The sequence below is a fragment of the Bacillus sp. FJAT-42376 genome (genome assembly GCF_003816055.1).
Lineage (GTDB): Bacteria > Bacillota > Bacilli > Bacillales > Bacillaceae > Metabacillus_B.
Genome location: NZ_CP033906.1, coordinates 1,144,956 through 1,164,991 on the forward strand (window position 1 = coordinate 1,144,956; position 20,036 = coordinate 1,164,991).

20 protein-coding genes and 1 pseudogene are annotated in these 20,036 nt (G+C 47.5%); 14 read left to right on the forward strand and 7 right to left on the reverse strand.

All coding sequences use genetic code 11. The annotated features are described in order from the left end of the window. Window positions 1-74: 74 nt before the first annotated feature. From CEF21_RS05745 to CEF21_RS05755, 3 genes are all read left to right on the forward strand, one after another. Window positions 75-476, forward strand: a complete 402-nt coding sequence (locus CEF21_RS05745; protein WP_123914084.1) for a hypothetical protein — start codon at window positions 75-77, stop codon at window positions 474-476. A 503-nt stretch (window positions 477-979) separates the two neighbouring features. Next, entirely contained in the window at window positions 980-1,477 is a 498-nt protein-coding gene (locus CEF21_RS05750; protein ID WP_123914086.1) for a hypothetical protein, read from the forward strand. 37 nt (window positions 1,478-1,514) lie between these two features. Further along, a complete protein-coding gene (locus CEF21_RS05755; RefSeq protein WP_123914088.1) occupies window positions 1,515-2,741 on the forward strand; it encodes an MFS transporter in 1,227 nt (408 codons plus the stop codon). 42 nt (window positions 2,742-2,783) lie between these two features. Here CEF21_RS05755 and CEF21_RS05760 read toward each other — a convergent pair whose 3' ends face one another. Next, window positions 2,784-3,950: an ABC transporter permease gene (locus CEF21_RS05760; protein ID WP_123914090.1), complete on the reverse strand. Its 1,167-nt coding sequence runs from the start codon at window positions 3,948-3,950 to the stop codon at window positions 2,784-2,786. Beyond that, window positions 3,940-4,689 (reverse strand): ATP-binding cassette domain-containing protein, encoded by a 750-nt coding sequence (locus CEF21_RS05765; protein WP_123914092.1) that lies wholly within the window; start codon window positions 4,687-4,689, stop codon window positions 3,940-3,942. Before CEF21_RS05765 ends, CEF21_RS05760 begins: the two co-directional genes overlap by 11 nt. Window positions 4,690-4,852: 163 nt before the next feature. Between CEF21_RS05765 and CEF21_RS05770 the strand changes: the two genes are divergently transcribed. From CEF21_RS05770 to CEF21_RS05785, 4 genes are read left to right on the forward strand one after another with little or no spacing between them, the layout of a single operon-like run. Further along, entirely contained in the window at window positions 4,853-5,554 is a 702-nt protein-coding gene (locus CEF21_RS05770; RefSeq protein WP_123914094.1) for a LytR/AlgR family response regulator transcription factor, read from the forward strand. A gap of 14 nt (window positions 5,555-5,568) precedes the next feature. Then, on the forward strand, window positions 5,569-6,528 hold the full coding sequence (locus CEF21_RS05775) for a sensor histidine kinase (protein ID WP_123914096.1): 960 nt from the start codon (window positions 5,569-5,571) through the stop codon (window positions 6,526-6,528). A 1-nt stretch (window position 6,529) separates the two neighbouring features. Then, window positions 6,530-7,540: a serine hydrolase domain-containing protein gene (locus tag CEF21_RS05780; protein ID WP_241156772.1), complete on the forward strand. Its 1,011-nt coding sequence runs from the start codon at window positions 6,530-6,532 to the stop codon at window positions 7,538-7,540. After that, window positions 7,537-8,280, forward strand: coding sequence for a phosphotransferase family protein (locus tag CEF21_RS05785; protein ID WP_123914098.1), 744 nt, complete (start codon window positions 7,537-7,539; stop codon window positions 8,278-8,280). The genes CEF21_RS05780 and CEF21_RS05785 overlap by 4 nt, the downstream gene beginning before the upstream one ends. A gap of 37 nt (window positions 8,281-8,317) precedes the next feature. On the opposite strand, the gene CEF21_RS05790 is transcribed toward CEF21_RS05785, so the two are convergent. Both CEF21_RS05790 and CEF21_RS05795 read right to left on the reverse strand, forming a co-directional pair. Beyond that, window positions 8,318-9,403, reverse strand: a complete 1,086-nt coding sequence (locus tag CEF21_RS05790) for a site-2 protease family protein (RefSeq protein ID WP_123914100.1) — start codon at window positions 9,401-9,403, stop codon at window positions 8,318-8,320. 140 nt (window positions 9,404-9,543) lie between these two features. Further along, complete coding sequence (locus CEF21_RS05795) at window positions 9,544-10,017, reverse strand: VOC family protein (protein WP_123914102.1); 474 nt, start codon at window positions 10,015-10,017, stop codon at window positions 9,544-9,546. A 269-nt stretch (window positions 10,018-10,286) separates the two neighbouring features. Between CEF21_RS05795 and putP the strand changes: the two genes are divergently transcribed. Then, window positions 10,287-11,789, forward strand: coding sequence for a sodium/proline symporter PutP (gene putP, locus CEF21_RS05800; protein ID WP_123914104.1), 1,503 nt, complete (start codon window positions 10,287-10,289; stop codon window positions 11,787-11,789). A 41-nt stretch (window positions 11,790-11,830) separates the two neighbouring features. Then, on the forward strand, window positions 11,831-12,460 hold the full coding sequence (locus CEF21_RS05805) for an MSMEG_1061 family FMN-dependent PPOX-type flavoprotein (RefSeq protein WP_123914106.1): 630 nt from the start codon (window positions 11,831-11,833) through the stop codon (window positions 12,458-12,460). A 441-nt stretch (window positions 12,461-12,901) separates the two neighbouring features. Here CEF21_RS05805 and CEF21_RS21530 read toward each other — a convergent pair whose 3' ends face one another. Next, complete coding sequence (locus CEF21_RS21530) at window positions 12,902-13,339, reverse strand: peptidoglycan-binding domain-containing protein (RefSeq protein WP_277423935.1); 438 nt, start codon at window positions 13,337-13,339, stop codon at window positions 12,902-12,904. A gap of 60 nt (window positions 13,340-13,399) precedes the next feature. Further along, a pseudogene (locus tag CEF21_RS21535) lies at window positions 13,400-13,921 on the reverse strand (peptidoglycan recognition protein family protein); the annotation flags it as partial. A gap of 429 nt (window positions 13,922-14,350) precedes the next feature. On the opposite strand from CEF21_RS21535, the gene nagA reads away from it, so the two are divergent. The 4 genes from nagA to CEF21_RS05830 are packed head-to-tail and all read left to right on the forward strand — an operon-like array spanning window position 14,351 to window position 17,843. Continuing rightward, window positions 14,351-15,532 (forward strand): N-acetylglucosamine-6-phosphate deacetylase, encoded by a 1,182-nt coding sequence (gene nagA, locus CEF21_RS05815; protein ID WP_123914110.1) that lies wholly within the window; start codon window positions 14,351-14,353, stop codon window positions 15,530-15,532. Continuing rightward, the gene (gene nagB / locus CEF21_RS05820) at window positions 15,519-16,265 is read left to right on the forward strand and encodes a glucosamine-6-phosphate deaminase (protein WP_123914112.1); all 747 of its coding nucleotides are present in this window, start codon (window positions 15,519-15,521) and stop codon (window positions 16,263-16,265) included. The genes nagA and nagB overlap by 14 nt, the downstream gene beginning before the upstream one ends. Beyond that, window positions 16,262-16,999, forward strand: coding sequence for a phosphonate metabolism transcriptional regulator PhnF (gene phnF / locus CEF21_RS05825; RefSeq protein ID WP_123914114.1), 738 nt, complete (start codon window positions 16,262-16,264; stop codon window positions 16,997-16,999). Before nagB ends, phnF begins: the two co-directional genes overlap by 4 nt. Before the next feature lies 1 nt (window position 17,000). Next, window positions 17,001-17,843: a DUF4037 domain-containing protein gene (locus CEF21_RS05830; protein WP_123914116.1), complete on the forward strand. Its 843-nt coding sequence runs from the start codon at window positions 17,001-17,003 to the stop codon at window positions 17,841-17,843. 19 nt (window positions 17,844-17,862) lie between these two features. Here the strand turns inward: CEF21_RS05830 and CEF21_RS05835 are convergent, their stop codons facing one another. Beyond that, window positions 17,863-18,447 carry an RDD family protein gene (locus tag CEF21_RS05835; RefSeq protein ID WP_123914118.1) on the reverse strand — a complete coding sequence of 195 codons (585 nt, stop codon included), beginning with the start codon at window positions 18,445-18,447 and terminating at the stop codon, window positions 17,863-17,865. 243 nt (window positions 18,448-18,690) lie between these two features. Between CEF21_RS05835 and CEF21_RS05840 the strand changes: the two genes are divergently transcribed. Next, window positions 18,691-19,914, forward strand: coding sequence for a threonine synthase (locus CEF21_RS05840; RefSeq protein WP_123914120.1), 1,224 nt, complete (start codon window positions 18,691-18,693; stop codon window positions 19,912-19,914). Window positions 19,915-20,036: the final 122 nt, after the last annotated feature.

The following is a 20,036-nucleotide window of genomic DNA, read 5'->3' on the forward strand; positions in this document are numbered from 1 at the left end:
TATGATAAAAAAATTATATCTCTCTTTGTGTAAGCTATCTATTATAATGAATAAAAAAACTGGAGAAGGATCACATGGCAAGAAAATTTACGATTACGGGGCTGGCTATTCTTTTCATAGCGTTCATTGGTTACCTAACCTACCAAACCTTTTTCAGGATGACATCATTACAAGGAACGTCTCAAAGTGGAAAATGGGCGGCTGAATACCATGAAAATGATGTTTACTGGGAAACAAAAATCATAAAGCTCAAAAACACGGACGATCAATTGACGAAAGTAAACTTCATTGATAATGGGGATGTCGATGAGTACTCAGGCTTCAGCCGCGAGGAGTGGATGAAGGACCGGAACGGAAGATCGTACATAACGATCAATGTATTGGCAGATGCACCTGAAGAGAATCATAGCTATCAAGTACAGATCCATTGGCTGGAAAATGAAAAAGAATACGAAGAAACGATTACCCTGAAGTGATTCAGGGTGTTTTTTCATTTCTTAGCATAGCCGGGAAACGGTAAGAAAGTGGAGGTGCCAGTCCCGTTCTGCTTCACCGCAGCGGGGGACAGAAGGAACGGACGCTGACTCCTTATGGCTCAAGGGCTGGGGGAGAAGGTGCCGGAGCTTTAGTACGGTGAAATTTGTGGGGACTGGCACGGTGCCAGTCCCGTTTTGCTTCACCGCAGCGGGGGACAGAGGGAACGAACGCTGATTCCTTATGGCTCAAGGGCTGGCGGAGAAGGTGCCGGAGCTTTAATACGGTAAAATTTGTGGGGACTGGCACCGCCGCCAAAAACCGGTCGATGCCCGGGAACAATGTCCGGGAAGAGCGCACACCCGGTCGATGCCCGGGAACAATGTCCGGGAAGAGCAGCCCACCCGCTGATGTCCGGGAACAATGTCCGGGAAGAGCGCCCCAACCGTCGATGTCCGGGAACAATGTCCGGGAAGAGCAGCCCACCCGCTGATGTCCGGGAACAATGTCCGGGAAGAGCAGCCTACCCGCTGATGTCCGGGAACAATGTCCGGGAAGAGCGCCCCAACCGGTCGATGTCCGGGAACAATGTCCGGGAAGAGCGCCCCAACCGGTCGATGTCCGGGAACAATGTCCGGGAAGAGCGCCCGACCGCTCGATGCCTGGGAACAATGTCCAGGAAGAGAAGCTCGACCACTCGATGCCCGGGAACAATGTCGGGGAAGAGCGCCCCAACCGCTCAATGTCCGGGAACAATGTCCGGGAAGAACAGCCCAACCGCTCAATGTCCGGGAAGAACAGCCCAACCGCTCAATGTCCGGGAACAATGTCCGGGAAGAACAGCCCAACCGCTCAATGTCCGGGAAGAACAGCCCAACCGCTCAATGCCCGGGAACAATGTCCGGGAAGAGCGCCCCAACCGCTCAATATCCGGGAACACGAAATCACCTTCTCCCAAAAAATCACCTCACCCCCAACCATCCCCCAAAAAGTGGTAGACTAAAATGGAAAGCTTACGTACATAAAGGGGAGAGACCAACATGCAAGCTGCTGAAAGAAGGCCGTCGGTTAATCCGACGGTGTATCCGATCCTTTTTGCGATTGGGTTTGTTCATTTGCTGAATGATTCGATGCAGTCGGTGGTTCCGGCTGTGTTTCCGATTTTGGAGAGGAGTATGAATTTATCGTATGGCCAGCTGGGGTGGATTGGGTTTGCGCTTAGTATGACATCATCCATTATGCAGCCCGTTGTGGGATGGCTGACGGATAAAAAGAGTGCGCCGTATGTGCTTCCGTTTGGTATGGGGCTGTCGATGATCGGGATGCTTGGGCTGGCTTTTGCACCGGGATTCGGATTTGTGCTTCTTTCCGTGATATTCATCGGGCTTGGCTCGGCGGCGTTCCATCCGGAAGGGTCACGGGTTGCGTATATGGCAGCGGGAGGCAGGCGCGGGCTTGCCCAGTCCATTTACCAGGTAGGCGGGAATTTTGGACAGTCGCTTGCCCCGCTTATGACGATCCTGATTTTTATTCCGCTGGGGCAGTTCGGTTCGATTTGGTTTACGCTTGTCGCGGCCTTAGCGGTTTTGGTGCTTCTGTTTGTCTCCAAATGGTACTCAAATCAGCTGATCCGGTTTCCGAAAACGACAAAGGCTGCGGTGAAAACAGCGACTCGCAAAAGAACGAAGCAGGTCGGCTTTGCGATTACGCTGCTCGTTTTTCTCGTGTTTGCCCGTTCCTGGTATTCTGCCGGAATCTCAAACTATTTTCAGTTTTACTTGATTGAGGATTATGGAATCTCCATTAAAGAAGCCCAGTATTTTATTTTTCTATTCCTTGCGTCCGGTGTCATTGGAACGTTTCTCGGCGGACCGCTTGCCGACCGGTTCGGCAAACGGAATGTCATTTTGTTTTCGATGGTCGGATCGGCTCCATTTGCGCTCATTCTCCCTCATGTCAGTCTGATATGGGTGTACCCGTTATTTTTTATAATCGGTGTCATTATTCTTTCGAGCTTTTCCGTTACGGTTGTATATGCGCAGGAGCTCATTCCCGGTAAAATCGGAACGGTTTCAGGGCTTATTGTGGGCTTAGCCTTCGGGATGGGGGCAATCGGGTCTGCGTTTCTCGGAATGCTTGCGGATGTATGGGGCTTGTATGCAACGATGATTTTGTGCAGTGTGCTCCCGGTGATCGGGATTTTGACGGTGTTTTTGCCATCGGATCAGAAGCTGAGAGAGTGGGAAGAAGAGTCTCAAACGCAATGAAAAAAGCAGGCTATCCGTTTTGGGATGTGCCTGCTTTTTTCGTTATTTCCCCATTACCCACTGGTCCTTCTTAAACAGAGAAACCGTAATGGCAAGTACGATGACCATGAACAAAGCGGTACTTCCGACAGTCAAAAGAATGTTCTGGACATTAATAATGCCGTAGAGCATTTCTTTTATCAGAGCAAACATATTGATTGCGGGAATGATGAAATGGTGAAAGCCCGTTTCATTTACACCCGTGCTTGTTAAGGTAATGATCGGCAGGATAGGCAGCATCATAATCGGAGTTTGATAGCTTTGGGCCTCTTTTACCGATTTTGAGATTAGACTCGCGAGCATTTGCACGGATGACATAAAGAGGGCGAACATGACGGATGTCATCAGTGTGATTCCTATGAAAATCCAAACATGATCTCCAAATTGGAGAGCCTCTTTCAACTTTTCGGTCAAAAAGATAATTTCTAAGCTGACAACGACAACTGCTGCAAAGCCGGAAAAAACAGCAATGGTCGAGACAGTCAGCCATTTAGCCAAAAGCATTTTTGTCCGGCTTACCGGCGTAATCAGGAGGGCTTCCATCGTTTTACGGTCTTTTTCGCCTGCAAATAAATCGGTTGCAGCAGGGTAAGCGCCTGAGACGATGGCCATTGCGATAATCATTGGCAGGAAGTTTGAGATAATACTTAAGGCGGCAGCACTGTCATCCTCACTGTTCATTTCTTTCGTTTTGACTTCAAGAGGCTGAATGACCATTGGATCAATATTCGCTGCCTGAAGGCGGTTTTTGACTACCCCATCCTCAAATGCGGTTAGCTGTGCATCAATCATCTCCATCAATACAGACGAATTTTTGCTGAAGGAATCACCATATAGAGTGGCATTTGCCTGCTGCCCGCTGTTAATTTTTTGCACAAATTGGCTATCGAATGTAACGGCCGCCTGAGCATCCCCATCTCTTACGGCTTTTTCAGGATCCGTAAAGCTTTTTGTGTTCACATTTTTTAATCCGCTCACCAGCTGTTCTTCATCGTTAGCAATGCTTGAGGATACAGCTAGGGTAAAAGTTTGTTTTGAATCCGCCATGATGTTTTCGTAAAACAGGGTGATTCCTGTCAGAACCAGTATTGGAATAAATACTCCCATCAGCAGCGTTCTCCGGTCCCGGAGCGAATCCTTCATTTCCTTCAGATAAATGTTAAGAAACATGGCTTTTCCCCCTTACTAATTTTGACATGAATATATAGTTCAAATCCTTGCTCGCTTCCTCTTGGTAAAGGCGATCGAGGTTCCCCTTGTATACGACTTCCCCTTTATGAACCATGACAACGGAATCGCAAAGCATCTGGACCTCTTCCATAATGTGGCTTGAGAAGACAATGGTCTTTCCCTTTGACTTCAGCTGGTGAATCAGCTGGCGGAAAATGTTCGACGACGTGATATCAAGCCCGGTTGTCGGTTCATCAAACAGGATGATGTCCGGATCATGGATCAGTGTTCTAGCAATGGCAACCTTCTGGCGCATCCCCTTTGAAAAGCCGCCGACTTTGCGGTCCAGGTAATCTTTCATCCCGAACCTCACGGCGAGCTCATCAATCCGTACCTTTGTTTCATGCTTGCTCAACCCGTAAAGAGAAGCAAAATACTCAAGGTTTTCTTTAGCGGTCAGCCGGTCGTATAAACCGGTTTCCCCTCCGAAGAGAACGCCAATCCGTTTTTTGACATCGTAGGAATTCTGGACGGTATCAAACCCGGCTACGCTGATCGATCCGTGCGTCGGGGTAATCAGTGTAGCGATTGAGCGGAGAAGTGTGGTCTTGCCGGCACCGTTTTCACCGAGCAGACCGACCACTTCTCCCTTTTTTACATCGAATGAAATGTGCTTGAGTGCCGTTACGTAGGTTTTTCGATCTTTAAATTGCTTTGTCACTTCGTTTATCTGTATCATTCTCTCGTCTCCTTTTCTGCTGGTTTCTACCGTAATCATACAGGCGCATAAATGAGGTTACAGCGAAGTTGTCGCGAAAACGCCTTTTCCTGTCGCGAATGGGTCAAAAAGGGAATCTTAAATGTTACAATAATGGTGGAATTTGTTTACTAGGAGCAGAGCGATGATCAAAGTAGGATTAGTAGATGACCGGATGATTGATCTGGATAAACTGAAGGGCATTGTGTCAAATATGGATGAAATCAAGATTGTTTTTGCGACCCAATCTGCAGAAGAAGCGTATGAGTATGTAAAAAGGGAAGAAGTGGATCTGCTGATCGCCGACATTGAAATGCCGGAGCTCTCCGGCTATGAGCTTGCCGACATCATCCATACCCACGCCCTCAGTATCGCGGTTATTTTCGTAACAGCGACAAGCGGCTATGCCGTGCATGCGTTTGAATTGAATGTCCATGATTACATCATGAAGCCGTATACGAAAGACCGGCTGGAAAAATCGATTCAGCGCTACATTGAAAAAAGCCATTCCTCTGAAATTGCGGGAAGACTGTTTTTAAAGCAAAAATCAGAGATACATATTGTTCAAAAGAAAGAGATTATCTTTATTGAGCGGACAGGCCGGTCGACGACCATTTATACAAAGTCCGGCCAGGTCAAAACGTACCAGACGCTGAATGAACTGGAAGGGGAGCTCAGAGAACGGGATTTCATACGTTCTCACCGTTCCTTTATTATCAACATTCATTTCGTGAAGAACTTTTCGATTTATACAAAAACGACCTATACGGTTTCTTTTGAGGGAATTGATGAAAAAGCGATGATTACGAAAGAGCAGATTGATTTTCTTCAATCGCATTACTTTTAAGGCGGAGATGATGAATGAAAGGAATGACGTATGCAGCGATCCCTGTAATCGGAGTTTATTTTTTCATTTTAATGACTGATGCCCTGCCTGTATGGATGGCTGGCATTGCTGCGGCCGTTTTGATTTACTTATCGGTTAAGCAGTGGTTCGGGAAGATTGGATATGTACCGAATTCTATGAATGGAGCGCTGACTGGGCTTCAGCTTCTAATCGCGGTCAGCGCTTGGCCGGCTCCTCTTCCGGTTCGCTGTCTGCTTTTCCTGGTATTCGCCGGATTGGAATCTATCCGCTATTTAATGGGGAAACAGGCAAGGGAAGCGGACCGGAAAATGACTCAGCTTCTTGAAGCACAGAAGTCGGTGAACGAAACCTTTCGAGTGATCCGGAGCCAGCGGCATGACTATCTGAAGCATATTTCAGCTGTCCATTATCTCATGGAAAAGAATCAAGAAAGCGAAGCGAAGGCGTATATGAACGGCCTTGTCCGCACTTATGAAGAGACGAATTTCTCGATAAAAGGCGAGGACGGGGTGGCGGCGGGACTCCTGCATGATGCATATCAGCGTGCCGGCAGTCTTGGAATCAAGATCACCTATGAGTTTGATTTGCCGATCTCTGCATTGCCGATTTCCCCCTTTGACATGGTTGGTTTACTTGGCAACATGCTGTCCAACGCGATGGAGGCGTGCGAAGAATGGATTCACATGGGAAAGAAAGATCCAGCGCTGACGGTCCGTTTTGAAAAACGAAGCGGGGTTTATATTCTTATTTGCCGGAATTCGAGCGTCCAGCCGCCAAACGAAATACTGGATGTCCTCTTCCAAAAATCGGGCCGTTCCACGAAGGGACAGGAGGGCCTCGGGACAAAAGTAATCGCGGATATTGTAAAACAATATGGGGGCTTTCTCGATTTTACATACAAGGAGCATGAATTTACGCTGAAGCTGAAATTTCCTTCGATAGGGAGAGGGTAACATGCATGATCTTTATGGAAGGGAAAAAATGAAGGAGTACCATATCGCAGGTGCCGGCATGGCTCTTTTAGAGAATGGCCGGGTCAGCCGGAAGGCAGGATTTGGGGTGCTCGAAAGGGGGCAGGAGGAGACCGTTACGGCCGATACCGTATTCAGCGCCTGTTCCATCAGCAAATTTGCCGCGGCCATGCTTGCAATTAGACTCGTAAGTGAAGAGATTCTAGCGCTGGATGAAGAGGTGAACAGGAGACTGAAATCCTGGGAGATTCCTATGAATGGGTTTGAACAGCCAGTGACGCTCCGGCTGCTTTTAAGCCACCAATCCGGGATAAAAGATCCTGAAGGGAGTTTCATGGAATTGGATGATTCACAGCCAAGCCCCTCCATTCGTGAGATTCTGAACGGTATCACGCGCTATTGCCCGCAGCCCGTACAGATCCAGTATGAACCCGGGACGGAGTTTCATTATTCTGATGCGGGATTCTGCGTGCTTGAGCAGCTGATGGAGGACGTAACAGGTATAGCATACGAGGATTTGGTAAGATCAAAGGTGCTGAACCCGCTCGGAATGGACCGCAGTACATTCCATGCGCCAGATGCTAATGCGGCAGCGGGCCATGACCGAAAAAGCCGCGTTTTAGCGGACAAGTATCCGGTATATCCATACCCGGCGGCTGCAGGTTTATGGTCGAGCGCGTCCGACCTCGGGAAGCTTGCAGCTGAATTGATCGATGCTTTGAATGGCAAAAGCACATTGGGGATCTCCCAAGAGCTTGCGGAAGAAATGATTCGTGCACAGGGATGTTCACCGTGGACGGGGCTGGGGGTTTTTGTAAACGGACAGGAAATTTCATCGTTTGGCTGGGGCAAAGGGTTTCAGTGCATGGCGGCTGTTTATCCCCGGCTTGGGACCGGAGCTATTGTCATGACGAACACGGATACAGGTGTTCATCAAAGAGAGGGATGGATCGGAGAGATGCTGGAATGCTTGCTGAAAAGAGAGAGTCAATGAACTTAGACACTGAGATCGCAAAAGGAAATACAGCATCGCTTTACTTGTGCAATAACAGCGTCATCAAACTGTTTCATGAAACTTACCAGGGGACGGAGTCTTTACATGAAGCTGACAAGCAAAGATTCGCCTATTCATGCGGCCTTCCTGTTCCTAAAGTAGAAGATGTGGTAAGGATAAACGGGAGACAGGCAATCATTATGGAGTTGGTTCAGGGCAGAACAATCGGTGATCTTTTATCAGGAAATATGGACAAAGCTGAAGAGTATCTGTCGATTTCCGTTGATAGTCAACAGGAGATACACAGGATTGAAGCGCCTTCTATTGAACCGATGCGCGAAAAATTAAGCAGGCAAATTCAAGATGCCCCCTTGCCTGGTCATCTAAGAGAAGCCCTGATCAGAAAAATGAATGCCATTCGATTTGAAAAAAAGCTGTGCCACGGAGACTTTTACTTGTTTAACTTGATAATGGGAGACAGCAAAGTGACCATTCTTGACTGGGTCGATTCAAGTGCAGGGGATCCGCGTGCCGATGTGTACCGAACGTATCTTTTGTATTTGCAGTATTCAACCGAACTGGCCGAAAGGTATGTACAGCTTTATTGTGAAAAAAGCGCTCTGTCAAAAGAGGAAATTTTACAATGGGCGCCTATTATCGCAGGTGCAAGATTGTCGGAGAACGTCTCTTCTGATAACCGCGAACTCCTCTGTGAAATCGTCTGTTCAGAAACAAAATAAAAGGCTTGGATGCCCGATCATCCAAGCCTTTCTGTCTTTAGGCAGTCACCGATTTTCTCACACAGTCCGCCCGCTTTAAAAGCTTCCTTTCCATTTCTCCGTCTCCGTATAGAGCATACATGCTTGATGAGCAGGCGATGGCTTTTTTTAGGGCTGCTTCGGCTTTCAGGTGATCTCCGGTCAATGCCGCGGCTGCGAACTGCGCTTTTTCATAGGCAAGAGGGTCGCGTTTTTGCACATTATCTGCGATTGCTGATAATTCTACACCTGTTTCGCCTGCCATGTAACAGGCGAGAAGGTAGTTCGCATAGGTTTGTTCCCAAAAGATGCTTCTTTTCTTCTTATCAGGGGTACGCATGACAAAGATGCGAAGGAGTTTAACCGCTTCCCCCGGCGCTCCGCGGCTCATATCATATTGGCTGAGTGCGGACGCAATGGAAAGAGACATCATGTTTTCAGGGAAACCGGTAATCGCTTTTCTTGCCCTTTCGGCAATGTCGGCCGGGAGCTCAGACCAGTCTTCCCGTACATTTCCGGCGATTAGATAAGCGGCGATAAACACCTCTTTTGTCAGCGGATTTCGCAGGTTTTTTAAAGCCGCTCCATCAGGTATGGCATCTTTTGCCTCGGTTATGAGGAGGTTCGTCACACCTGCAAGCAGGCTGATCACAGCAAATACGAAAAGCCATACCTCGTGCAAAACAAGGGACACGATTAATGCGGCAGCACCGGTAATGAGGCTTGCAAGCGGACCGCCTAAAATGTGCCAGTAAAGCTGCTTTTCAATAGAGGCCTTTCTCTCAGTGAGATCAGGATACATGGCAGCTCTCCCGCCAATGCTCAAGCCATGCTTTTCCCATTTGACCCGAGTCTTGCTCCGTTCTTTCGTTATGAGCACCGGTCCGACAAGGATGCTGTAAAAAGTCATCCCTCTCGCAGCACCTCCGGCTAAATGGCCAAGTTCATGGAAAAAAACAGAAAGATAGTGGCCGAACCAAAAATAAACGCACAGCCAGAACAAAGTATTCAAGGAAAGATCGACTTGGAAATAATCGAGTAAAAAATAGGTGCCAAAACCTCCTGCGGCTGCACCGATCAGGTTCATGACAATCAGTTTTTTCATGCTGCCTCCTTATAGCAGGAACGTATTAGTTTCATTATAATACGATTTCGAACGGATAGGATGGAAAAATGAGAATAAATGGATTTTGGATGTTGCCTTCACTTTGTTCCCCTATTTATTTCTGGCTTGTTTTAAGTGTTTTAACAATTGTATCCTGCCTTTTTTTGAATTTCCCTCCATGTACTCAAATGTACAGCTCCCAATTCGGGTATAGGTTCACCTTCAAGTGCTGATATGTATTCTAATGAATTTCCGTCAGGATCCTCAAAGTAGTAGCTTGCAGATGGCATCCATGAGTGGACAATTGGTTCACTAGTGTCAAGACCGAAATCAGGTGACAACTCTATTCCTTGTTTGCTTAGAAAAGTGGGGGCGTTTAGCAGTTCTTCTAAATTAACATGAAAAGCAAAGTGAGATTTTCTAAACTTTACTTTAGGTACCTCCCATACTCCTAACATCTGCTTTTTTTTCGCAGGGTCACCTATCCAAAAGAAAGCAACTCCGCGCTCTTTAATGATATATGCTACTTCCAATTCTAATTTTCGATAAAACTCTATTGAATTCATTAAATGAAGGGTATAAACGTGGGTCTCAAATAGTTCAAGGTTCTTCATCAGTTATCTAACTCCTTTGGTTAATTAGGACTTATCCTAATTGTAAATAATAACCTTTGAATATAAATCCAGAAATAGATGGAATGTACTTGCAACTTTAGTCTTACATACCAAAATGAATAGAACTGTATTCAATGCTATTATTATGTAAGAGATGATCCAATCGGTCAGCTGGTTTATATGGAAAATAGTTCTTAACATTCTATTAATATATTGGTATTCTTAATTTTGTATAAATATTGAAAGCGCTTTTATGAAAGGGGATGCCTATGGATAGTGGAGTCGTTTTATCAATCGGGATTTATATGGCGGGCATGCTGCTGATCGGTTATTTGGCTTACCGGCGCACAGCAAATTTAAATGACTACATGCTTGGCGGAAGAAATCTGGGGCCGGCTGTAACGGCACTCAGTGCAGGTGCATCGGACATGAGCGGCTGGCTTTTAATGGGGCTGCCCGGAGCTATGTTTGTATCCGGATTAAGTGCCGGATGGATTGTTGTGGGATTAACGGCAGGAGCCTGGCTGAACTGGCTGTTTGTCGCGCCGAGATTGCGTACATATACGGAAGTGGCCAACAATTCGATTACGATTCCGGATTATTTTGATAACCGGTTTAAAGATCACTCCCGGATTTTGAGAGTGACCTCAGCGCTTGTCATCTTAATCTTTTTTACCTTCTATACATCCTCGGGAATGGTGGCAGGAGGAGAACTGTTTAAATCGGCCTTTCATCTTGATTACCGGTGGGGAATCTGGCTGACGGCAAGTGTTGTGATCCTGTATACACTTTTTGGCGGGTTTCTTGCGGTCAGCTGGACAGATTTTGTGCAGGGTACCATTATGTTTATTGCTCTTATTCTCGTTCCAATTGTAACCATTGCCAATATTGGAGGCTGGACGGAAACCTTCAGTGAAATCCGCTCCATCGACCCAACGCTTTTGGAAGCATTCAAAGGCACTTCCTTCATCGGGATCATTTCTTTGCTTGCCTGGGGTCTCGGCTATTTCGGCCAGCCTCATATTATCGTCCGTTTTATGGCGATTACCTCGGTGAAAGAAATGAAGAGTGCGAGAAGAATCGGGATGGGGTGGATGATCTTCTCGATTGTCGGTGCGATGTTTACAGGACTTGTCGGAATTGCTTATTTCAGCATCGAAAATATGAAACTTCCGAATGAAGAGACGGTCTTTATCGTCCTGTCCGACGTATTATTTCCGTCTCTGATTACCGGCTTCCTTCTGGCCGCGATTCTGGCGGCGGTTATGAGTACGATTGCGTCCCAGCTTCTCGTCACCTCCAGTGCCATTACGGAGGATTTCTATAAAGCGTTTTTCCGGAAAAACGCTTCGGATAAAGAGCTCGTACTTGTCGGCAGGCTCGCTGTTCTAGGCATAGCCTTAATCGCGCTCGTCATGGCCTTAAATCCGAGTAAAACAATCCTGAATTTGGTCGGGTACGCATGGGCCGGATTCGGAGCGGCGTTCGGACCAGTTGTCCTGCTGAGCCTGTACTGGAAACGCATGACGAAATGGGGAGCCCTTGCCGGAATGATTGGCGGAACCCTTACGGTAATTATATGGGAACAAATCCCGCTCCCATTCTTTAAGGAAGTTTACGAAATTATACCGGGCTTCATTGTGTGCGCCGCTGCTATTGCGGTCACGAGCCTGCTCACAGCCAAGCCTTCCCAGGACATGGAAAACGAATTCGACGAAGCAGTCCGGATGCTGACTGGAGAAAAAAGCAACGACAAGGCTCTTCCTTTATAGGGAGAGCTTTTTTCAAAAAAGACAATAGAGGAGAAGAAGCGATGAAACCATTTCAAAATGTAATTAAATCAGCAGATCAGCTGGAAGAGATTTGGGGGAAACCGGGTAAGCTTGCTGCAAACAAAGTCATTCCCTATCTGGACGCTCACTGTATAAACTTTCTATCACTTTCTCCATTTGTAGTAATCGGTACGTCTAATGCCGATGGAGAATGTGATGTTTCACCAAGAGGCGACCATCCAGGTTTTATTCTCGTATTGAACGAAAAGCAGCTGGTCATACCGGAGCGGCCGGGAAACAAGCGCCTGGACTCCATTCGCAATCTATTGGAAAATCATCATGCAAGCCTGTTATGTATCATACCCGGTTTGGATGAAACGCTGAGAATTACCGGGAAAGCTTCTATTATAAAGGACCCGGATATTCTGGAGCAAATGAAGGCCAAAGGAAAAACACCGATTGCAGGGATCGCGGTTGAAGTCGGGGAGTGCTTCATCCATTGCGGAAAAGCAATGAAGCGGTCACACCTCTGGAACCATACGGAATGGCATGCTGCAGAAGAACTGCCTAAAGCAAACGAAATATTGGCAGAGCATGCAAAAAGCGCAGGACTTGATGCTGTAGGCGTGGCGGCTGCTTTGGAAGAAAGCTACAGAAAAAGAATGTATTAAAAACGGAGTGAATAGCCCGCAATCCGCTGACAGCGGATAAAACGACCGGCTTACTGGCAAATAGAGAAGGATGGGTGCGTGTTTTTTGAAGTTGGAGAGGTTTTTATGGATAGAGGGGAGCTGTCCAAACTAGTTAGGTTAGGCGGCCTGAGAGATATCGGCGATTTTTTCGATATATCGGCGATTTTTCCAATATATCGACTAATTTTTCAATATATCGGCGATTTTTTCAATATATCGATTTTTCGACATGATACGCTAAGCTTCGCTGGCCGCTCTCCCAGTCTGGCCGCCGACAAAGTCCGTAATATACCTAGGTCCCCGCCGCCCCTCTAAATCCCGTGCCCCCACCCGGTTCCAAGTGCGCCCCCCCCCTAAATCCCGCCATCCAGCCTTCCGTTTTCAAATGAAAAGGATGCCCCAAAAAAAGGCATCCTCTTCCTATTTCAATGCATTCAGCATGTAAGTTCGTGTAGTTGGTCCATATACTCCATCATCAGCAAGGGCCGAATAACGGGCTTGGAAGCGGCGGACGGCAGCGGTTGTCTGCGGTCCGTATTGTCCGTCAATGGAACCGGTGTAAACTCCAAGCTTTTGCAGGGCCCGCTGAATTTGCTTAACAGGCTCTCCGGTTGAACCTTCTCTGTAGACTCCGGCTGGCAGGGGATAGCTGGCGGATGGCGGCTTGACCCGGTTTAGTGCAGCATAGGTCTGACTGCCGACAATGCCATCAGCGGTGAGTTTGTTTTTCTTTTGAAAAGCAATGACCGCTGCTTCCGTATCTGCTCCGAAAATTCCGTCTGCTGAGAGGCGGTATCCGGAAGCCATCAATTTTCTTTGAACGTCTTTCACCAAATCTCCTGTATCGCCTTTTCTCACCGGCAGGCTTTCTGCAGGGGGTGAAGAAGCGGGGGGCTTGCCAAAGTCATTGGCCAGTGACCGTTTGACGCTGCTTATAAACTGCGCCCATGATACACCGTAGCGCTGGAAAGCATTCAGCGGATCGGTCCGTCTTGATGGATCAAGCGTGTAGTGGCCGATGATGTGTTTATCCGGATTCAATCCGAACCGGTCGCACAGGTACGCGTGATACCAAACATAACGGTCGAATGCCTTCTGGAAATTAATGCTGCCGCCAAAGCAAAATTCAACTCCGATGGCTGCATCGTTGGCATCTTCCCCAAAGCGGCGGTTGTCTTCCGTAATGCCGTATTGGACATGGTAGGCTTTTTCATCAAGCGGAATGATTTCTAAAATGGTCTTATCGTCGATAAACGTGTGGGCGGAAGCGGATGGCTGCTGATTGTTAAAATATTCGCGGTTCTGAGCCGCACTTGTCCCAGGATTCCCAGTGTCATGGCTGACAATGAACAGAACGGTCCCTATTTTAGCTCCGGAGCGGGAATTCCCGGTCCGAATGTAGGAACGCTGTATAGGATATTTCACTCTCTCACTCTCCATCTCTCTATATAGCTAGTTTATGTTTCTGGAAAAACAACGTTCCGAAGATTCGACAAAATGGTTATCCACACAAAATTCGCACAATATAGAATAATTCAAGAGTTATCAACGTTATCCACACAATTGGTAGGTCATTACATGCAATATTGTGGATAGGTGGGCTTTATCCTCCTAGTCACCCACACGTTTTTCCACAATATCAACAGGGGTGTGTATAACTTATTCACAGATTTGCGGAATTTGTAGAATGGTGCGGAACATCATTGCTACATAAGAAAAACGTTCAAAAAATAGATACAGCCCTGAATGGATAGAGTAGCGAGGAAGAGAAAAGAATGATGACAAAAATAGACATATTACTGGTATAGACAACTAGCCTTATAGATGGTAAAGTTTGTTTAGAATCAGAAAAAAGGAGTGCCTGTAAACATGATTGCGATTACTCAAGCAGCCGTTTATGCAGAAACGGGAACTTTTATACCTGGCTACGTCCTTATACAAGATGGAAAAGTGAAAGAGACGGGAATGATGGAAGCGTTAACTATTCCTGAGGGATGTCAAGAGATCAGGCTGACAGAAAACATCGAGCTGATCCCCGGAATGATCGACATGCACATCCATGGAGCAGGCGGTGCGGATGTGATGGATGCACAAGAAGAGGCACTTAAAACGATGGCCCGGCAGCTTGTTCAGGAAGGGACGACAAGTTTTCTTCCAACTACTATGACGTCGGATGTTTCTTCAATTGAAAAAGCCCTTTCGAATCTGGATGTCTTTATGTCTAGACCGGCTTCAGGAGCGGAAGTGCTCGGTATTCATGTAGAAGGGCCCTTTCTTTCTCCGAAGCGGGCCGGTGCGCAGCTTCCGGGTCATTTCCTGAAGCCGGATATCGAGCTTTTTCAGGAATGGCAGGAAAAAGCAGGGAACGGAATTAAAATGATGACGATGGCTCCTGAGCTGGAAGGCGGCCTTAAGCTTGCGCAGCACTTAGCGGAGACAGGCGTCATTCCTTCCATCGGGCATTCGGATGCTCTTTTCCATGAAGGGGAAAAAGCGGCGGAACACGGAGTCATTCAGGCCACCCATCTTTTCAATGGAATGAGAGGGCTCCATCACCGGGAAGCGGGAACGGCAGGATTCGCCTTGCTTGATCCCCGTATAAAATGCGAAATCATTGCAGATGGAGTACATGTTGCTCCTGAAATGATCAGACTGGCTTATCAGATCAAAGGTGCAGACGGGATGATTCTCATTACAGACTCTATGAGGGCTAAAGGACTTGAAAATGGTGTCTATGATCTTGGAGGACAAGATGTGCATGTGAAGGACGGCAGAGCGGAGCTTTCTAACGGGTCCCTTGCAGGCAGCGTCCTGAAGATGAACGAGGCGGTCCGCAATATGAAGCGTTTTACAGGCTGTTCCACAAAAGACATCATCCAGATGGCTTCTGCCAATCCGGCAAAACAGCTTAATGTGTATGACCGGAAAGGAAGCATCAGAGCAGGGAAGGATGCCGATCTCACAGCCCTGTCAAAGGATGGGGAAGTTGTTCTTACGATTAGTGCCGGAGAAGTTGCTTATCAAAAGGAGGATTCCAATGAAACTGATTAAAACGGAAAATTACCGGGATATGAGCCAGAAAGCTTCGCATATTTTTTTGGATCAAATGGATGCAAAACGGGACCCTGTTCTTGGACTTGCTACCGGCGGAACCGTTAAAGGGGTTTACTATGAACTGATCCAGCTTTATAAAGAAGGACGCATTTCATTTTCAGAGGCCGTCTCGTTCAATTTGGATGAGTATTTCGGAATGAAAAAAGAGGACCCTAACAGTTATTTCAGCTATATGCAGAAGCAGCTGTTCCATTATACGGACTTTGCACCGAATCATAACCACATTCCCGACGGAACAGCCGAAGATCCAGTCAGAGAATGCGGACGGTATGAGCGGATGATTGAAGAAGCGGGCGGAGTGGATCTGCAGCTGCTCGGCATTGGAGAAAACGGCCACATTGGATTTAATGAGCCCGGCACATCTTTTGATATCCCCACTCATCTTGTCCAGCTGACGGACTCAACGCGAAAAGCGAATGCCCGGTATTTTGAAACGATGAACGATGTTCCAGAAAAAGCGGTTACCATGGGAATCAACACAATTATGAAAAGCCGCAAAATTGTTCTTCTTGCTTCCGGTGTCAAAAAGGCGGCAGCGATCGAAAGGCTTTGGTACGGAGAGGTCACGGAAGAATTTCCTGCATCCGTATTAAAAAATCATCCCGATGTCACCATTATTGCAGATGCGGAAGCGCTCTCCGGAATCCGGGAAGGAGATTCAGCTTCATGATCAAAAAAGATTCCCCGGTCCCAATTTACTATCAGGTGGAAGAAAACATTAAAGAAAAAATCCATTCGGGCGAGTGGAAAAGCGGGGATGCCATCCCATCTGAGCGCCAGTTCTGCGAGCAATACTCCATTAGCCGAATGACGGTACGCCAGGCAATCAGCAATCTGGTCAATGAAGGAATTTTGGAACGGAAGAGAGGCCGGGGGACATTTGTCTCCGCTGCCAAGCTGAATCAGGAGCTCACAGGAATTACGAGCTTTACCGAGCAAATGGCGGAACAGGGAAAGAAGCCGGAAACGAAAGTGCTGAGCTTCGAGCAGACTTCCTCTTCCAAGCAGGCGGCGAAGGAACTTGGGCTCGATCAAGATGAAGAGATATACAAAGTGAAACGGATCCGTCTCGCGGACGGAGAGGCAATCGCCTATGAGACCCTTTATATGCCCGTCCGTCTTTTTCCGGACATGACAAAAAAGCATGCAGAGGGATCTATCTATGATTACATTGAAAATCAGTGCGGACTTCCGATCCAGTATGGAAAGCAAGAACTGGAAGCAGCCGAGGCAGGGAAAAAAGCGGCCGACGCGCTAAAGCTTGATGAAGGGGCACCGGTTCTCAAGATTCAGAGGACCAGCTTTACTCCGGACCACACAGCGGTTGAGTATACGAAAACGATTTATAGAGGCGACCGGTATAAATACGTGATGGAACTGGAACGCAAACACGGAGGAATATAGGGTGGAGCCGGCGAAAATTGCAGAAAACATGGCCCGTGTATACCGGCAGAATCCGAAGGTCGAGTCTGTCTGGATTGGCGGTTCTGTATCACGCGGATGGAATGACGGTTTTTCGGACATTGAGCTGTTTCTCGTTTGGAAGTCAGAACCGGCTGATGCAGACCGCATGGAGCCAATTCAGGCCGTTCAGGGGGAAATCCTCGATTATCATGCATATGAAGACGAAGAGTGGTCCGAATCCTATATGGCATTCGGAGTGAAGATGGAGCTCAGCCATTTCTTAACTGCCACGGTGGAAAAGGTCATTAGGGAAGTCACGGTAAATCATTCGGCCAATCTTGACCATCAGTGCCTTGCTTCTTCCATCAGCAGCGGGATATGCCTTGAAGGAGAGGAAGTTTTTTCAAAACTGAAGAACGGGCTTACCCCCTATCCGGCGGGTTTGAAAAAGGCAATGATGGAAGAAAATCTGGATTTTGGAAACCGGTGGCGGAATCGTCAAGCGCTGGCAGACAGACAGGATTGGCTCATGCTCCATGAAGTGTTTGTTACCGTTCAGAAAAAGGTGATGGCGATTCTCTTCGCGTTAAATGAAAGCTATGTCCATCATCCCGCTTTTAAATGGCAAAGAAAATCACTGGATGAGATGGCTGTAAAGCCGGCAGATGCGGCAGAGCGGCTCGAGCAGGTTTTTCTGGAACATCCTTCATACGGTTTAGCCATCCTTGAAGAGTTTCTTGACGAATTTTTCGGAATTGTCAGGATGCATCATCCGGTTCTTTCATTCGATCAAAAGCTGGAAAGCAGCATGGCTGTACGACCGCAGAAAAAAACAGGTGAGTGAGTCACCTGTTTTTCCGGTTTCATATTTCTTTTGCTTCGTTCCATTCGGTCTGGACCGGTTCATTCGGTAAGTTCCGTGTCACATATGTTCCGGCAATCAGATCGTGAATGGATCGTTTGTCTTCCCTTACGCCCATCATGATGGCGCTCGCTGCAAGCACGATCAAGGATAGCAGCATGCCCCCGAATAGAACGGCAAATGCTGCGATGAGGGAGTTGCTTGGTTCAGGGGCTGTTTCCAGCGGATTGCTCATGATTTCGATAAATTCAGACCATGAAAGAGATAGAGCAATGACAGCTCCGATAATGGCCGGAAGACCGTAAAGAATGCCGCTGATCACCGTCCGTTTGATCATCGTCCAGAACGTGACACCCTGCCCGTTCACTTTGACAATCCGAACCTTCACAGCCCTTTTGCCGACCGTATAGCCATACCAGAAAATCGGCAGCAGAAGCCCGTAAAAGAATTGAATCCCGCTTGTCGTATTCTGTCCAATTGTTTCGCCAACCAGGAGAGTAAGTAAATATCCTATAATTGCAAATAGCACTCCGTCAATAAGATTCGCCCCAAGGCGTATCCAAAAGCCTGCCGGATTTTTTTCCATAAAAAATCGCCTCCTTTAATCATCATTTTCCATCATACCCTAAAATACCAAGTAAACCAATGTGTGCCCCATTCATAAGAAAAATATTCTGTGATAAGATAAGGACAAGATTGCTGATCAGACAAACTGAAGGCCCATCTCTAGTTTATTAGGGATGGGCTTTTTTTATCCCATATCCAGCGGGGATTGTATGCAGGATTTGGGCATCAGCGGAAAACCATCATTCACAGGGAGGAATTTTTCATGCTTTACAGTTATATGACACAGCTTGTATGCCCGAAATGCGGCAGCAGCTATGATCCGGATCAAGTCCAGCAGCTGTGCACATGCGGTTCGCCGCTGCTTGTTGAATACGATTACGAGGAACTGAAAAAGGTTTGGACAAAAGAAAGCCTGGCATCCCGCGCAAGCAGTCTTTGGAGATATCACGAGCTTTTGCCGGTTCGTGAAGAAAGCAATGCCGTAACGATGGGGGAAGGGGGCACTCCGATTCTGCCGGTTCCTGAAATAGGCGCGCAGTATGGCATTAAACAGCTATTTATGAAGGATGAAGGCTTGATTCCAACCGGTTCATTTAAAGCGAGGGGAGCAGCTGTCGGTCTATCAAAAGCCAAAGAGCTCGGAGTGAAAAAATTCGCCATGCCGACGAACGGGAACGCCGGGGCTGCATGGTCCCTCTATGCTGCACGAGCCGGACTGGAAGCCAATGTCGTGATGCCGGTGGATGCCCCGATCACGACACGCAAAGAATGCGCTGCATCCGGAGCCAACCTGTGGCTTGTGAATGGACTGATCAGCGATGCAGGGAAAATGGTGGCGGAGCTCGTTGAAAAGAAAGGATATTACGATGCATCCACGCTGAAAGAGCCATATCGGATTGAAGGCAAAAAAACAATGGGTCTAGAAATTGCCGAGCAGTTCGGATGGGAGGTGCCGGACGTCATTCTCTATCCGACAGGCGGAGGGGTCGGGTTGATTGGAATTTATAAAGCACTTATGGAACTCCAGAAGCTTGGCTGGATCGCTCCTGATAAACTGCCGAGACTCGTAGCGGTTCAGGCGGAAGGCTGCGCGCCGATTGTGAAGGCCTGGGAAGAGGGGAAAACCGAATCCGAATTTTGGAAGGATTCTAAAACCGGGGCCTTTGGAATCAATGTTCCGAAAGCCATCGGTGATTTCCTTGTCCTCGATGCGATCTATAAGACAAAAGGCTGTGCCGTTTCCATTTCGGAGGAAGCCATTCAAACCGCCCAGCTTGATATTGCGTCAAAAGAAGGATTGTTCATCTGTCCTGAGGGAGCAGCTGTATTCGCAGCCGCCAAAAAGCTTCGGGAGGAACAATGGATCAAGGAAACGGACAAGGTGGTCCTTCTGAATACAGGGCAGGGAATCAAGTATGCAGATGACCTGAAAGCAGAGGCTCCGGTGCTTGAACCGGGGGATTCCCTTCTATCCGCATTTCAGTAAAAATAAAGAAAATGACCAGCCAATTTAAGCACCGGGAGTTAGGGAAATGGCGCTATTGGCATGATATGACCTTGCCGGGAAAAGGCCAGGTCATCCTCACTTCAAACGAAGGGGTCAAAGTC